This is a genomic window from Prevotella disiens, from assembly GCF_900454955.1.
In the GTDB taxonomy this organism is placed as follows: domain Bacteria; phylum Bacteroidota; class Bacteroidia; order Bacteroidales; family Bacteroidaceae; genus Prevotella; species Prevotella disiens.
The window spans coordinates 24,967-41,344 of record NZ_UGTL01000001.1 but is presented as its reverse complement, the minus strand read 5'-3'; the positions used below and the strand labels follow the sequence as shown (position 1 = coordinate 41,344).

At 40.2% G+C, this 16,378-nt stretch carries 12 protein-coding genes and 2 pseudogenes; 10 read left to right on the top strand and 4 right to left on the bottom strand.

The window, feature by feature from the left end:
• Positions 1–9 precede the first annotated feature (9 nt).
• Positions 10–498, top strand: coding sequence for a DUF1896 domain-containing protein (locus DYI03_RS00145; protein WP_025064882.1), 489 nt, complete (start codon positions 10–12; stop codon positions 496–498).
• A 77-nt stretch (positions 499–575) separates the two neighbouring features.
• On the opposite strand, the gene DYI03_RS13350 is transcribed toward DYI03_RS00145, so the two are convergent.
• The gene (locus DYI03_RS13350; protein WP_169337607.1) at positions 576–716 is read right to left on the bottom strand and encodes a hypothetical protein; all 141 of its coding nucleotides are present in this window, start codon (positions 714–716) and stop codon (positions 576–578) included.
• 546 nt (positions 717–1,262) lie between these two features.
• On the opposite strand from DYI03_RS13350, the gene DYI03_RS00140 reads away from it, so the two are divergent.
• From DYI03_RS00140 to DYI03_RS00115, 6 genes and pseudogenes are all read left to right on the top strand, one after another.
• Positions 1,263–1,532, top strand: a complete 270-nt coding sequence (locus tag DYI03_RS00140; protein ID WP_025064883.1) for a helix-turn-helix domain-containing protein — start codon at positions 1,263–1,265, stop codon at positions 1,530–1,532.
• Between the two features lie 7 nt (positions 1,533–1,539).
• On the top strand, positions 1,540–1,851 hold the full coding sequence (locus DYI03_RS00135) for a helix-turn-helix domain-containing protein (protein ID WP_021670260.1): 312 nt from the start codon (positions 1,540–1,542) through the stop codon (positions 1,849–1,851).
• Positions 1,852–2,204: 353 nt separating this feature from the next.
• Entirely contained in the window at positions 2,205–2,621 is a 417-nt protein-coding gene (locus DYI03_RS00130) for a plasmid mobilization protein (RefSeq protein WP_021668271.1), read from the top strand.
• Positions 2,622–2,651: 30 nt separating this feature from the next.
• Positions 2,652–2,849: pseudogene (locus tag DYI03_RS00125) on the top strand (plasmid mobilization protein); the annotation flags it as partial.
• A 551-nt stretch (positions 2,850–3,400) separates the two neighbouring features.
• Positions 3,401–4,825 (top strand): C10 family peptidase, encoded by a 1,425-nt coding sequence (locus DYI03_RS00120; protein ID WP_025064661.1) that lies wholly within the window; start codon positions 3,401–3,403, stop codon positions 4,823–4,825.
• A 126-nt stretch (positions 4,826–4,951) separates the two neighbouring features.
• Positions 4,952–6,250 carry a C10 family peptidase gene (locus DYI03_RS00115; RefSeq protein WP_021668267.1) on the top strand — a complete coding sequence of 433 codons (1,299 nt, stop codon included), beginning with the start codon at positions 4,952–4,954 and terminating at the stop codon, positions 6,248–6,250.
• A 288-nt stretch (positions 6,251–6,538) separates the two neighbouring features.
• Here DYI03_RS00115 and DYI03_RS13820 read toward each other — a convergent pair whose 3' ends face one another.
• The 3 genes and pseudogenes from DYI03_RS13820 to DYI03_RS00105 form a co-directional block, all read right to left on the bottom strand.
• Positions 6,539–6,670 (bottom strand): hypothetical protein, encoded by a 132-nt coding sequence (locus DYI03_RS13820; RefSeq protein ID WP_021668265.1) that lies wholly within the window; start codon positions 6,668–6,670, stop codon positions 6,539–6,541.
• Between the two features lie 47 nt (positions 6,671–6,717).
• A pseudogene (locus DYI03_RS00110) lies at positions 6,718–7,695 on the bottom strand (DNA topoisomerase); the annotation flags it as partial.
• A gap of 21 nt (positions 7,696–7,716) precedes the next feature.
• Positions 7,717–9,126: a DUF4099 domain-containing protein gene (locus DYI03_RS00105; RefSeq protein WP_025064659.1), complete on the bottom strand. Its 1,410-nt coding sequence runs from the start codon at positions 9,124–9,126 to the stop codon at positions 7,717–7,719.
• 218 nt (positions 9,127–9,344) lie between these two features.
• Here DYI03_RS00105 and DYI03_RS00100 point away from each other — a divergent pair, with 218 nt between their 5' ends.
• The 3 genes from DYI03_RS00100 (at position 9,345) to DYI03_RS00090 (ending at position 16,209) form a co-directional block, all read left to right on the top strand.
• A complete protein-coding gene (locus DYI03_RS00100; RefSeq protein ID WP_021668939.1) occupies positions 9,345–9,551 on the top strand; it encodes a helix-turn-helix transcriptional regulator in 207 nt (68 codons plus the stop codon).
• A gap of 35 nt (positions 9,552–9,586) precedes the next feature.
• Complete coding sequence (locus DYI03_RS00095; protein ID WP_244916324.1) at positions 9,587–14,149, top strand: hypothetical protein; 4,563 nt, start codon at positions 9,587–9,589, stop codon at positions 14,147–14,149.
• A 95-nt stretch (positions 14,150–14,244) separates the two neighbouring features.
• A complete protein-coding gene (locus tag DYI03_RS00090; RefSeq protein ID WP_244916323.1) occupies positions 14,245–16,209 on the top strand; it encodes a fibronectin type III domain-containing protein in 1,965 nt (654 codons plus the stop codon).
• The last annotated feature ends 169 nt before the right edge of the window (positions 16,210–16,378 follow it).

Genomic DNA, 16,378 nt, shown 5'->3' with positions numbered 1-16,378 from the left:
AATTTATGTATGAAAACAGATAATAGCAAAAAGGAACTTTCCTATTTTCGATTGAAGTTGGAAAGCTATATGAGTGAACATCACCCCGAGCGATTGGGAGACAAGGAGTTTATCACGGCAAGAGCCGACATAGCACTGACCGCCTACTGCGATGCCGTGGCGCAAGGTTTTAATCATTTAGAAGCAGAAAGAATAGCAAGTGAAGTGCTTTTCAGTGGACTGCATTTCTCAAAGTACGATACCCTTGTTTCTGTCTTGGAGGACGAGTTTGAGAGGAAACTCCCTGCACCGCTCCCCGAGAGGCTTTCGTTTTTATTGTTGGCGAACAAGGCTGTTCAAGCCACATTCGCTGGGTACGAACTGACGGACGAATTTGCCGCAAGCGAACAATACGACCGTCTTTACACCGAACTGACAGGCACGATAGTACTGCTCATCGAGAGCAACAACCTGCCAACGGTCAAACAGACGGAGGAAGCAAGCCCGAAGGCGTTGTAGGCAAAGGCGCACGCAAAGTTCCTGATGCCGTTTCTTATCGTGCAAAGGTACAACGGCAGCCTGTCTGCCCTGAAAGGTCAAGTCCTGCGGATGGAGAGTAGAATCTCCACCGCAGGATTTTTCTTTTTCAAGGCGGTACTACAATCCTCAATATCCGTGCGGTCGTATTCATCTCTCCCAACCTTGCAGGGCAGGGCTGCCGTAGAGAGTATAGGCACTACAAGAATACGGCATACTCAGGCTCTTTGGACGCAAAAGCGAATGATAGAAACAATAGTTAGAACTAACGATTGTCTTGACAATCTTATTATATGACAAGCCATTTTTTATACAACTTATTGTCTGTACAATTTGTTGTCATAACAATTTATTGTCAAGACTATCTATTGTCAAGACAAACTATCGTCATAACAAACTATCATCAAAACAAACTATCGTCAAAACAAAACTATCGTCAAAACAAACTATCGTCAAAACAAACTATTGATAGTTCGACATCTCGATTTGTCGAACTATCGAACTGTTGATAGACCAACAAATATGCAATAAAAGGAAAGAACCGGCACCTCATCTCATTACCGCAATAACGCTGAGGGATTTTCTCGTGGTCTTTTCTCTTGTCTTCCTGACATTTCCCTGCTTTTCCTCATCCCTTGTAGCGATGCTCTTGACCACTTACTTTTGCACCCGATAAGTACGGCAACGGGCAGCATAACAGCTCCATTGCCGAGTAACAATATAGTAATCAAAACAATATCAAAGCAATGAAACTCATTATCATCGACCGCAAAGCGTGGGAGCGGCATCGCTCCGAATTTGCAGACTTTATCCACCGTGTGGAAAAACTCATTGGTAATCCTCCTAAGAACGAGCAATGGCTCGACAACGAAGCCGTGTGCAAGCGTTTGGGCATAAGCAAGCGTACCCTGCAATCATACCGAGATACGGGAAAAATCCCTTTCTCCATGATTGGGCACAAGTGTTATTACAAACAGACCGACATCAGCGAAATGCTGAATGAAGTCAAAAAATGAATGAATTATGGCAGAGAATGAAATCATTACGCAGGAAGACCCTCAGATGCAGTTATTTTCACAACTGATGGAAGGTACTTTGAAGAAGTTGGAGCGGTATTGTGCCACAGCTCGTCCGATGTTAGATGGCGAGGTTTACCTTTCGAGCGAGGAAGTGTGCAGCCACTTACGGCTCAGCACACGCACGCTCCAAGAGTATAAAAATGCAAGAATACTTCCATTCTACAAAATCGGAGGGAAGATACTTTACAAACAGAGCGACATACAAACAATGCTTGAAAAGTATTATAATCCAATACCGCAAACAGGTAAGTTATGAGTTAAGTTAAGAAATCAGTCGCGACTTAAGTAAAATGGTCAGTTATGACTTTGGTCAAAAAAATAGTTTCGACCTAAGTCAAAATTAACTTTAGTCAAAAATATGTCAGCTCATAAAGTCAGTAAGTCAAGAAATTAGTCAAAACTTATCTCTTGACTTACTTTTTGAACTTTGAACTCTCGTCTATCAAAAGCACCCCAGAAAGGTTGCTTTATGGAACATAACAAACTATCTCTTTCTTTATACTGGCAAGGTGTGTCTTTGTACCACAAATTGCCATTTGTACCACAAAGACACTTGCCCCGAAAGGGGATTAAATCACTCCAAAGTCGTGATTAGATAACATAGAAACGATGAAAAGAAAGAAAACTAACAAACCTGACGGCAGATGTGCCACCTGCCAAAAATGGGACAGATGGCACATCAGGTTACCTAACTACGAAGACCAACAAAAGGTCATCAATCTTTATCGAAAGTCGGGAGCAAAAACCAAGAGCGATTATCTAAGGGCAAGATTACTTGGAGAGTCATTCAAGGTTATCACAGAAGACAAGTCAGATGAGAAATACTTGCGTGATCTCTCTAACATAATATCCCAAATTTACAAGATAAGTATTTTCTATAATGAAGCTGTCAAGACGCTCAACTGTTATCACTCAACAGCTACTGCCCAAAGAATGCTCCACAAACTTGAGAGCTATTCTGAAGCCATCATCAAGCTGCAAGTGCAAGCGATAAAATTAACGGAGGAGTATTCCGATACAAAGTAGTTATGTGTGTGCTGTAAAAATACCGTGAATTATCGCAAACTCACAGAATTAATAGCTGAAGTTCATCAAGTAGGAGTAAACTATAATCAGGTGGTTAAACTTCTACACTGTAATACGGCAGACAAAAGCGTTCAGGCTTTATTGAAGGAACTTATCAGATTGACAAAAGAACTCATCGCCCTGCAAGAGAAGACGGTGAGTTTAACCATTGACTATCGAGAGAGATAATGTAAGAGAGGGGATAATATTCCTACAAAATGTCCATTACGCCGTGTTTCCTTGGATTGCACAGCCTTTTTTGTTACCTTTACAACTGTAAAACAAGGTTCTTTGAAACATTGCAAAATAAGGAAAAAGAAAGAAACTCGTTCGTTTCTTATTCACCTTTTATATGTTGTATATTCTATTTTTACCTAGTAATCAGTCGATTATATTCACGCCCATTACCTTTGCATATGACAGCCTATTTTTATTAGCACAAACAAAACTGTGATAATCTTTATTATATTCCTATTCTATTTTTCTTAAACTGCTATAAATTTGAAATTATTAGAGATTTGATATGCCTTTGAGTCTGAATAACACACCGCCCTCTTTCTATATCAGAGCTTTACTCTTTCATACAAAACTATCAATTACGCAATTTTTACCTCATCATTTATGGGTATTTTAATGCAAAATGAGGAAAAAGATAGAATAAAATTTGGAGGGTACATTATTTTTACCTAAATTGCGCAATATGAATTCTTATCTATAATGTCAAACTAAAACAGATGGTTATGAAGAACTATTATCTAAAATTATTACCCGTAGCACTCTTTTTTTTGAGTGGGTGTAGTGACAAAGCAAATGAAGTTGATACCATTATAGATAATGGGTATAGATCTTATATTTCTTTGTCAGAACAAGAGTACAATAGTATTGCCTATCCAGATAATAAGGAATTAACAAATTCCGAAATTGAGGATATTGCAAAATCATACATCGAAAGTATTAAGGGGACAAGCACAAGAGCGACCTTTAATTCTTTCTCAGATGTACAAAAAGAAAAAATCACTTTACCTTTGACGACAAACAAGCACGAGAAAGATGAAAACATAAGTTTCACAAAAATAAAGTGGACTGCCCAACAAACAAAGAAACCGATAAGTATGATTGTAAGTTCTGATTGTCGTTTCCCTTATGTTATTGCTTTTTCTGAGGAAGGAGATTTCTTTTCACCAAACGAAACAGCAGATTTGATGATAAAAAATGCAATGAACATAGCCTTGCAAGAGATTTCCGTAATTAAGCAATGCGAAGATTCTCTTCGTGAAAAGACAAAGGCTTATGTCAATACGCAAATTAGGGAAAAGGGGATGAAACATGTAGAATACCTTGTAAACAATACTCCTGTAACACGCAGTTCTGCCACAGGCAATCCTTCTGGGCAATTATATAAAATAGTTGAGCCTATGCTAAAAACAAAATGGGATCAGACAAGTCCTTATAATCTTTATATGCCTAAATGTCCCCCAGAATATGATTTTGGCTATGGTTATGACGGACGCCATCCTGCAGGGTGTGCAATTATTGCTTGGGCACAAGTCTTGGCGTATTTACAACCGAATATTAATGATATTACAACTCCTGAAGGACAGAAGTTTTATTGGGGTAATTTAGGAAGTTATTCTCCGAATTTTTGGGGAAACCATGAGCCTACTGAGGAAGATAAAAGATTAGCCTCTTTGATAAAGAATCTTGCAGATGGAAGTGGCACAAAATTTACACGCAAAGGAGGTTCTGTTTCTGTAGATGAAGTTGCAAATTATGTAAAAAAATGGAATATCCATATTGATGGAAAAAACTCTTGTACTTTCCAAAATATGGCAAACTCTTTAAATTCAAGAAGACCTGTTATATGTAGAGGAACTGCAAGAGCCATCAGAGGAACAAGAGCTACAGGAGTATTTACCAATGGTTCACATGCATGGGTTGTTGATGGTTATCAAATTCGCGTTCGTCCCTCTAATGTGGCTCTTTCACCAAAACAACCTCGCAGAATTTTAAAGAGGTACAATGTTTATTGCCATGCAAATATGGGATGGGGAGGAAGTTTTGATGGTTGGTATTTATATCGTTATGACGGAAGTATTGACTTCGATTGTGGAGGAGATTTATACGATATAGATTTAGCCTGTTATCCAAATGCTCGTTTAAACTAATATCTTTTGGCAATCTCTCTTCAAACGAGATTGCCTTTTCTTTAAATACTATAGAATATGCGTTTAAAATTGAACAATACAATATATATAGTTTGTGCTATCTTTTTGTTTTTTCATAACTCATGCATGAAAAATGAGATAGAGTTAAAAGAAAAAGATGAAAAAAAAATAGTAACTTCCTATGAGAGAAATATCAATGATGCGGAAACAGAACTCAATGATATTCTTTTAGGCAAAACAACTCGTGTAAACTCTATTGTTCCAAAACACCTCATTCTGAAAAATAAATTTACTCTCAAAGTAGACGGAACTTCTATAGGTACAAGAGTTGGGGAACAGACAAGGTCAGATGTTGATAATTCAACAAATGTACATATTTTCAATTTTCAAGGTGGTGGATATGCTATAATGAGCGGAGATACAAGGGTTACTCCAATGTTAGTGCTTACAGATAAAGGAGAAATCCCTCAAGATGGTGTCGTAGACAATCCTAATCTTGTACCATTTTTGGCAAATATGGAAGTCCAAATCATTAAAGAGATTAATGAGTTTAACGAAAATAATAGAATCAATAAAAACAATGAAATTTCTGTTGTATATGGAAAATGGGAAAAAACTTTTTCCGAAATGAAAGAAGGATATTGTCCTGTTGAGTGGGGGCAAGGAAGTCCTTACAATCAATTTTGTCCATTAACGGATGGAAAATTATCCTGCACAGGCTGCGTACCAACTGCTGTTGCACAATTATTATCCGTTTATAAATTTCCTAAACAATACAACGGCTATGATTTTGATTGGGAGATTATGAATCGTTATGTAACGAATTGGTATCCATATCCTCCTGCAATCCCTTATATAGCAAGGATTATGCAACAATTAGGTTTACGACAAAATTTAGATGTTACTTATGCCAAATATCCAGAAAGTGAAACTGACGAAAATAAAGGAAGCTCCGCTTCTACTGATAATATCCCGAGGACTCTTAAGAATTTAGGGTTTTCATCTGGAGGAGTAAAAAAAGATTATAATGAAACAGATATTGTCAATGAATTAAGGAAAGGATACTATGTATTAGTAAGTGGTTATGCAAAGGAAACGAAACACAAAAAGAAATTTTTAGGCATTACTATAAAGACTTGGTATTCATACTCAGATGGGCATTGTTGGCTGGTTCATGGGTTATTGGAAATGAGCCGTTCTGTCTTTCGCAAAAAAAATGGGCAAACCATAGGTTTTTATACACAACGAAAGTATTATTTGTTGTGTAATATGGGATGGAATGGCTCGGATAGTGGCTATTATTATAGCGGTGCTTTTAATACAGATAAAGGTCCTGAAACAGATTTTGAAAAAACAAGAAGCAAGAGTAAGGAAGAGGGTAATTTTCGATATAAACTATCTGCTATCACAGGAATACGGAAATAAATAATGACAGCGAAAGGGTTTCACAGCAAAGCCCTTTCGTTGTATTTTCTTAATATTCTTTCGAGATGCAACTTCTTTTGAAAGATAGAAAAACATTTCGAGTACTCTCCTATAAGATTTGATTTTAGCCTATATGGGTAATATGGTGTTCTTAAGAATGTAAACGATAATCTTATATCATTGCTACTATCCCGAAAGTTATATTTTGAATATGTCTTTTCCTTTCAATATCGTAAGATTTATAATTGCGATATTATTAAGAAGTGTAATAATATTAAATTTACCTAATTATGATGTCGTTTCACAACTATTGATTATCTTTGCACTATACAATAATATGGTCTTTGAGGCATTGCAGAATAAAGAAAGGGGAAGAAACTCGCTCGTTATCAAGCCGTAACCCTTTTCTTCTTTATTCATTGTTATCTTCTTGATTATCTGAAAGATACAAAATTCTAAAATCTTTTGCGGGGATAGGTCGTGATTTTCTTCTCATAGAGGCTCTGGGCTATTGAGAGGGTTTTGTCTGCTGAAAAGCCGTGGCGTCTGTTGGCTTCCTTCTGCAAGGCAGTAAGGTCGTACAAGAGTGGTGGCGCGGTATGCGTTACCTTTCTTGCGACCGATTCTACCGTAAGCTGGCTCTGACTGCGAAGCTGGGCGAGAGCAGTCTGTGCCGATGCTTCACTCTCATAGTCAGTACTGCCAATGGCTTTCAGCGACAAGCCCTCTTTTTCCATGAGTGCAGAGTGTTTCCAATAAGGTACGGAAGAAAAATCACGATTTTCTATGTACCGATGGCAGACCATAGCAAGGGTTGGAGTCTGTACCCGTCCTAAAGAATAGCCTCCCTTGCGGGCAATGGACAGCGCACGACTTGCATTGATACCCATGAGCCAGTCGGCTTCGCTTCTTGCCTTGGCGGAATAATAGAGATTGTCGTAATGGCTTCCCGGCTTAAGATTGGAAAGTCCTTCACGGATAGCTTTGTCCGTCAATGATGAAATCCAAAGACGGTCGAAAGGTTTCCTACAACCAAGATGTTGATAAATGTAGCGAAATATCAACTCTCCTTCACGTCCTGCATCGGTGGCTACAACGATGCGGTCTGCTTTGTCAAAACAGGAACGTATCACTTTGAGCTGTTTGAGTGCCGTAGGATCGGATATATATTCCTTGTCCTTACGCACTTGGCGGACAATAAGTTGGAAAGGATTGGGACGAATGGGCAGGTCTTCGGCTTTGTAGGCAGAAAAGCCGTAGGCTTCAGGCATAGCAAGGGTGATGAGGTGTCCCATCGCCCATGTAACAAAATAGCTGTTACCTTCCAATTGAAAATCGGCGGACGGAGTGGAAGCCAAATATCCGTCCTGCTTGTTCGTTGCCCCAACGATACGGGCTATATCTCTGGCTACCGAGGGTTTCTCGGCGATAATACAAGTTGTCATAGTCGATAATAGAATTAAGGGTTACATCTTACGTCCACGAGACTTCTTCTGTTTGTTTTCGTCCGGTTTCTGCTTTTGGGCGGCAGTGGGCTGTGTTTGCCCAGTCTTCAATGGCTCTTTCACATTCTTCGTGGCTTCGTTGGTCTTGCCGTCATTATTGACCGCTACCTGCGTCTTGTGTTCTTCGGCTACGGCAACCACCTTTTCCTTGCCAGTTTCCTGCTTCTTGTCAGGATTCCACTTGTAAAAACGTGGGCGGTTCTGTTCCTTGTCCATGCGAACATAGGCGTTGAATGATTGTCCCTGTTTGTCCACCATATTCTTTAGATATAGTGTACGACCGCTATCCAAGGCTTCACGCTGTTTATCAGATAACTCTAAGCCGCAAAGCTTATGTGGGACGCCTTGCTGCTGTGTCTGTTTGTGTTCCTGTCGTTCTCTTAAACTCTTGTTGTCGCCAAAGATGAACTCAATGCCTTTCTTCTCGGCATTGACCTGCAAGGTGGCGTTGAAAGACTTGCCGCTCTTGGCGGTCATATCCTCCACCTTCACGGCTTTGCCTTCCACAAGGTCTTTATACTGAGCGTCAGAAAGGGTAACGCCCTTGATTTCCTTGGGAATGTTCACACGGTCGGCACGCAGGGCTACAATTTCGTTGGTCTGTGGGTCGATGGAGACATAGGCTGAAAAAGGATTGCCGTTCTTTGGCGTTACTTCGATTGTCTTGCCAAGGTTGCCCGTAGTGAGTAGTTGTTCTTTCTCTTCGGGAGAGAACTTGTAGCCCATATAGGGGAAGTCAAGCTGTGGCTCCTTGCGTAAAGGATGAATAGCCAAGCCGATATTGCCGCTATCGTCCGTACGGAAAGCAAGGCGGGCTTCGGTGTAGATAGTTGTATCACCAATAGGTACGGCAATAGTAACAAGGTTACTCTTCTGCCAAGAAAGCATCTTTTCTAACTCTCCACTTTGTTTCAGTCGTTCACGGGTAAGACCGAGGTTGTCGAGTTGCTTCCAATCAATCTTTGATTCATCAATGACTGTGGTGTTCTTCTTTTTCGGCAGATAATCGTCAAAGGATACTCCAATCTCTGTCAGTTTCTGTTTGCTTTCTGGCTTTTCGCGGCTTTGCAACATGGTGCGAAGATTGTCCACACCTTGTTCTACATTGTTTGCCAAAACTTTGTACAGTCCGAAACGAGATGGGTCGTTGAACTGACGGAGAAAATTGCTCATGAAGTTTTTTAGAAGTCCGTCCTTGTTGTTAAACTTCAAGAACGCTGCCTGATTCGCAGCGATTGCTTCGGTGGTTTTAAGGTTACCCTTGTCGTCAATACCTGAAACTACGGAGAGTTTTCCCGCTTCTTTCTCATTCTTCACTTCCGTGCGGTCTTCCAAGACCAGCACATAGTTGTCATTGTTGTTTGGTTCCATATTTTTTTGTTTTTAAGATGAATAAATAACTGTAACACAGCGAAGTTATAAGTATATAATAGAAAAGGCAGAAATCGAGGATTAGGTAGGATAAATCGGGAAATATTGGGAAAAATGACGGATTTTCAAAAATTTCTGTCATTTTCTTCGTCAATCCAATAGACAATGAGTAACTTTGTAGGATATTTAATGGATGAAGAAATAAATAAAATCATCGTATGACGATAATAAATAGAATTAAAGTTGTGCTTGTGGAGAAGCAGCGTACAAGCAAATGGCTGGCAGAGCAACTTGGAAAATCCGAGAATACAGTTTCAAAATGGAGCTCCAATAAGACCCAGCCTTCTTTGGATACTCTTTTAGAAATAGCGTTGGTACTTGATATTGATATTAGAGAACTTCTTGTATCGACAAAATGCACATAACTGTTTGTCTCTTTATCTTTACAATCTTTGCCATTATGAAAATACAGACAGTTTTCATAGCCCTCTTAAAGAAAAATATTGCTTGTTATCGAATAAGCATATTACTCTGTACTTTACTATTGAGTACAAATGTATCCTTTTCACAGACAAAAAGCAATTCCATACAACAGATAGGTGATCTGAACAATATGTTTGCACGTATTGCGGAAACCAATGCATATGTAGAGGATCTGAATTATAACGAAGAGGAGGTAATAAACCTTCCAATCGCCATGAAACGTACGATTGGAGGTATGGAGATAACTATCGCCATAAGTCGCTTTGCATTGCGGACTTCTTCCACAGAAATTGGCGTTTATGCAAAAGCTGTTATTCCACAGGGGGCAGATGGCAAACGTACGGTTCTTTTTTTTGGGGCAGAAGGAATAAAAGGAACGCATACCGGTGGATTGACAGGAGAACTAAAACTTTCGCTTCTGCATGATGTCGAAATACCCTTTAATGGAGGTAACACGAAAATTGTCCTAAAGGGAAAAGGACTTAATAAAGAGCGAGGATTTTCTCAAAGTAACACCTATATGACAATTGGGTGTGATGGCTTCCATAATCTTGCAATGGATGCAGAAGTCCATTTCCCAACCTCACTGATAGTAAAGGCTGGGGGACAAAATATAGAGAGAAACGAAACAAAGAACGGACTATCAGCAGATGATTTTGATAAAGAAAGTAATTCCTTAAATCAGGTTATCGGGCATTTCAGCACAGTCATAGAAAGTTGGGATGATTTACTTGTTTCTTTAAATCTGCCAAGTTTTGAGATAAAAGGGTTGAAAGACTATATATTCTCACTTGATAATGTCATTTTGGATTTCAGTAGCAGGCGAAATTCCAACATAACACGTTTTCCACAAGAATACCAGCAAGGTTATCTTCCTGATGAACAAGCTTTGTGGAGGGGTGTGTATGCAGAGAATGTGTCAATAACCTTACCGAAGGCCTTTTCAAGAGCAAGTTTTTCTGCCAAGGGATTACTAATAGACGATTATGGCATTACAGGATTATTCGCTGCCGACAGCATTCTTTCACTAGATAGAGGTAGTGCAGACGGATGGCGTTTCTCTGTTGATCATTTCGGTTTAAACCTTATTGCCAATGAACTTGTTTCCGCAGAGTTCTCCGGTAAGCTTGGCTTACCTTTTAAAGGCAAGAATACAACTTTGGGCTATGAAGGCTATCTGCAGCCCAACAACGCGTATACATTGCGGGTTAAAAATCAAGAGTCTCTTGATTTCTCTATTTTTAATGCAAAGGCATATCTTGAGAAGAACTCAAATATAACTCTTCGTTTAGTAGAAGACCATTTTGTCCCGGAAGCTGTACTTCATGGATATATGACTCTTGGAAAAGAGGGAAACAGCGACTCCACATCACAAACAAAATTTGATAAGATTAGTTTCCGCAGTCTTAAACTAACAACCGTAGCACCTTATATTTCCGCAGAATATTTCGGTTATGAAGGAGAAGCAAAACTAGGAAACTTTCCATTATCTATAAATAAAATAGCACTTAACAATTCTGATACTAAACACGTCCGATTGACCATTGGTGCGGGGCTAAATCTTGGACAAAACTTATTCTCCGGCGCTACGGAACTATCTCTACTTGCCAAATATGAGCAAAACACTTGGATGTTTGATAAGTTGGAAGTAGGGACTGTTGCCGTAAATTCTGTCATAGCAGGAGTTATACAGATGAAAGGAGAACTCAATTGGCATAGAGGAGATGCAATATATGGTTATGGCTTTGCTGGAGACGTAACTTTGGGATTCTCCTTTAATGGCAAAATAGACAAAAACACAAAAGAACGGGCTAAATATGATGCATCCATTACTGCACGTGCAGCCTTCGGGTGCAAAGAGGATTTTCACTATTGGTATGCAGATGGAATGGCGACTTTCCAGCCCGGTGTGCCCATTGTTGGCGCAATGACATTGAATGGTATTGGAGGCGCATTAACCTCAGGCGTACGTGCGGAAGGTCGCAATCCTAATGGTGGCCGTTTCACGAATGCCAATTATATTCCGGATGCTTCTATGGGATTTGGCTTCAAGGCTTCTACGGTTATTGAAATAGGCAAGGCGGCTTATGGAGAGGCTGCTTTTGAAATGGTTTTCTCAAAAGCAGGTGGCTTGGAATCAGCAGGTTTTTATGGTTATGGAGAGTTTCCTAACAGAGGAGGTGGTAGTGCCTCTACCAGCGAAAAGTTAGAGAAACAGCAACGTACTTTCCCTGCCAAGTTATCAGAACAGTTCAAACAGAATGACTGGACGCAACTGGCTGAAGCCATCAAATCCATGCCTGATGCCATTAAAGATATGGGATTATCAGGTACTTTATGTTTCCAAATGGACTTCCAGAACAATGTACTGTATGCACGTTCAGATGTTTACCTCAACACCCCTTCGGAATTTATCCGTGGCGTAGGAGAACGTGGGAAGGCTGGTTGGAGTGTTTTACATATAGATCCAAAAGAATGGTATCTACATCTTGGTACACCAACTAACAGGTTGGGAGTACAGCTAGCTGTTGGAAATATTCTTGCCGTAAAAACAGGGTCATACTTTATGGCAGGAAATCGTATCCCCGATATGCCCGCTCCTCCGCAGGCCGTTGCAGACCTCTTGGGACAAGACATAGGAAGACTTAGCCTTGGGAGAAATCTTGATGCACTAAGCACTGGTAAGGGGTTTGCCTTTGGCTCTGAACTTGCAGTGAAAACCGGAGACCTTCAGTTCCTAATGATGTATGCTAATTTCAATGCTGGGATTGGATTTGACATCATGTTAAAAGACTATGCACAGGCGCAGTGCAAGGGACGCTCCGGTACCATTGGTATGGATGGATGGTATGCTCAAGGACAGACCTATGCCTATCTACAAGGAGAATTAGGCGTAAAAGTAAAACTATGGTTCATCCGTATCCGCGTACCTGTAATTAAAGGAGGCGCGGCTGCGCTTTTGCAAGCGGGATTACCAGACCCAACATATTTTAAGGGATATTTAGGAGTGAGTCTCAATGTTCTTGGGCTAATCAAGGGCAGGGCACGGTTTAAACTGACAATTGGTGAGAAATGCGATGTCATCATCCCTGGCAGCTCTCCTATAGATGAACCTATGATCAATGACCTGGCCCCTGCTGATGGCGAGCAGGATGTCAGTGTTTTCTCTGTACCACAGGCAACATTCAATATTGCAATGGATAAGAGTTTTGAGGCGACTGGTGAAGAAGAGCAGACTGTTTACTATCGCATCAGTCTCAAGGAGTTTGTCGTTAAAGATAAGGAAAATCATAGCATTGCAGGAAAACTCATTTGGGGAAAAGATAAGACTGATGTCCGCTTCCAGTCTAAAGAGATCCTTCCACCTAACACAGAATTAACGGCTGAGGTCCGCATCGTTTTTGAAGAACTGAAGAATGGCGAATGGAAACCAGTGATGACTTCCGGTAAGCCTGCCTATGAAGAGAAGGTATGCCATTTTACTACAGGAGGTGCTCCATCGGATATACCTGTACAGAACATTGTATATTCTTACCCTGTGCTTGGCCAGAAATACCTTCTGACCAAGGAGTATGGCAAGGGATATGTACAATTGCAGTTTGGACAAAAATACCTGTTTGAGAAAGGGTTTGACTACAAGCTGGCTTTCGTTACGAAGCAGAATGAAAGCATAGTTACTGACTTTAGCTATAATGAAGCTGAAAATCGTCTGGAGTTCACCCTTCCTGTCTTAAAAAGGCAAACTGAATATACATTGGATTTATCATATTCTGCCACACAGAAAGACAATGCAGACACAAGTGATAAATCTTCCGAAGGCTTAGAAACAAATGGCGACGAAGACTTTTCCGGGCATATTGGCGGAAATAAGGCCAGTGCAATGATTTCCAGTAACCTTGAACAGTCTATCCTGGCATACCACTTCGCAACCAGCCTTTATGAGACGTTTAGGGATAAGATGAGAGGTGTGAAAGTCCGTGACGATGTTGCCATAGATGCAGGTGTTGGCCTTACATTGGGTGCGGAAGTGCAAAGTAAGGAATCCTTTGACGAAGCAGAAGTCATAGGCGTGGAGAAGACACAATACATACCTTTGCTCTCTTTTCATTCCGACCTCAATGAGGAGTATTTTACAAACACAGTTATTCCACTTGTCTATGAAGGATATCCTTATGGTAATATACACCTTGTAAGAAGGGAAGAACTGCCAACAGGTATTCCTCCATATAAGGCATTCTCGCCAAGTCAGAATTATCTTTCCTTGTTGCAGTCTGGATCAATAAACCTGTCCCTGTTCCGGTTCCCATTCACATTCGATGCATCTCTAGTGTCATTCAACGACTACCGAGATTTGCAGAATTCCATCATTAATAATCGGGAATCCGTTACTCCACAGATCTATACCAGATTTGTCATCGGCTCGTTGCCCATATTGAAGAAGGGCAGATACAAGTCAATTATAAGTTATACCCTGCCAGATGGGACTGTGACAAGTGATTATGAGTTCATCTATACGAATCAACTCAATTTAAATAAATAAGCATGCGCCATATAAAAGTAATAAGCCTTTTTGCTTTTCTTTGCATATACCCCCTTATGAGCATGGCCCAGTTGGGTCAAACACCAGCTATTAGGATGCGTGCAGAAGCACAATCTGACCGTATCTTGCTACGCTGGATTTCAACCGATGCAGAAAGTTGGGAACTGCTTAATAAGTATGGGGTGCGTTTGGAACGTCTAACGGTAGCCCGTTCTGGTGTTGTTCTGGAACATCCGGAAATCAAGATACTCCACGAAAATCTCAAGCCGGAAGAAACGGAAACGCTAAAAAAACTTGCTGCTGAATATCCTATGGGAGCTGTCATTGCGCAAGCAATCTTTGGAGAGGATTTTGAAGTCAGTCTTGGTGATAATTCTATATCTAAAGCCATCTCTCTTGATGAAATGCGTCAGCAGCGTTATTTATTCTCACTTTATGCAGCAGATCTGTGTTTCCCTGTAGCTAAGGAAGTTGGATGGGGATGGGAAGATAAGGATGTTAAGAAAAGCGAGCGTTATCTTTATCGTGCAATATCTCTTGTTCCAAAGGAAAAAAGAAATATCGAGCAAGGGGCAGTATTTGCTATTGCAGATGAGACTGTCAAACTAGTAAAGCCCATAGACCTATCTGCCCAGTTCAGCGAGTCTGGTGCGCTTTTATCATGGGATTATAATACGTTGTCATACCTTTATTCCTCCTATTTCATTGAACGGAGTGAGGATGGTAGGAACTTTAAGCAGATTTCGGATTTACCGGTTACCCGCATGGCGGATACAGACAAAAATCCTCATGCTCCTATTACTTATTTGGATAGCATACCGTTAGGTAAGACCATATATTATCGTGTGGTTGGCGTTACGCCCTTTGGTAGCAAAGGAGAATATAGTGCTGTTGTCTCTGGAATTGCTTATCCTGCATTGAAAGAAGCTCCTATGATTACTGATTCAAAGTTTGATAAGGTTGGTGGAGCAGACATTGCTTGGCAATTTGATAGTGCACATCAAGACCTTATCAGTGGATTTAACATACTCCACTCTACGGATGATAAGACCTATAGTACCCTAGCCAATAATATCGGAGCAAACGAAAGAAATTACCATATAGAAAAAATTGGGAAAAACATATATTATAAGGTAGAAGCTAAAGCTAAGCACGGAGCATCTACCCATTCGCTTCCTGTACTTATCCAACCTGTTGACAGTGTTCCACCTGCAATTCCACAAGGTCTGAAAGCTCATATAGACAGTCTTGGTGCAGTACATCTCTCTTGGGATGCCAATCATGATGCCGACATTTACGGTTATCGCCTTTATCGTGGGCAGACCAGGGGAGAAGAGCTGATACCCATTACTGACTTGGCTATTCGCGAAACATACTACACGGATAGTGTAAACATCAATAATCTTAACGATAAGGTTTACTATGCTTTGACATCCCTTGATGAGAGATACAACCAATCTGGACAATGCGAAACTATTGAAGTATCCAAACCACAGACTATTCCACCTGCTGCACCGATCATCACTGGAGGGATTGCAGAGATAGGCAAGAATATTATAGAATGGGTCAGTGGAGATGAAATATCCATAGATGGTTTTATTGTGCTTCGTAAAGATGCTGAAAATGAGGAAAAACAGAAAGTTTTGCGTATTGAGAATCCTACAGCTATCAGACACGAAGATAATGATATTGAATCAGGAAAAACGTATCAATATCAAGTGATGGCTTATTCCGCCAATCAGCAGCGCTCCCCTTTATCTTCTCCCATTAAGATAAAATCGTTAAAAGAAGAGGACGAAAATGAAGCTATTAAATTTGATTTGGAAGTCTTGCCAGAAGGCATCGCTATTAAATGGAATATACCCAACAAGGATGTTATCTCTATTTCTTTATATAAGATAGACAACACAAATACACGAGTTCTTTACAGAGAGAACTTGCCTGTATCAGGAGAATTAGTAGATGCTGACATATTACAAGGGGGGAAAAATGAATATATGATAGTTGTTAAAACAAGAGCACATAAACCAATAACCATCAAAAAAGGTGTAGCATTATGAAAATGACATATATCCGCAAATTTTTATTTACTACATTTTTGACTTTATTACCACTGTGGGTATACGGACAAACAGATGGAAAATATAGGCTTAGTTTGTCTTTTGACCGAATTGTAAATCATGGCAACTCGATGAAATTTGTCGAACTTGAATTTTATGGAAGTAGCTA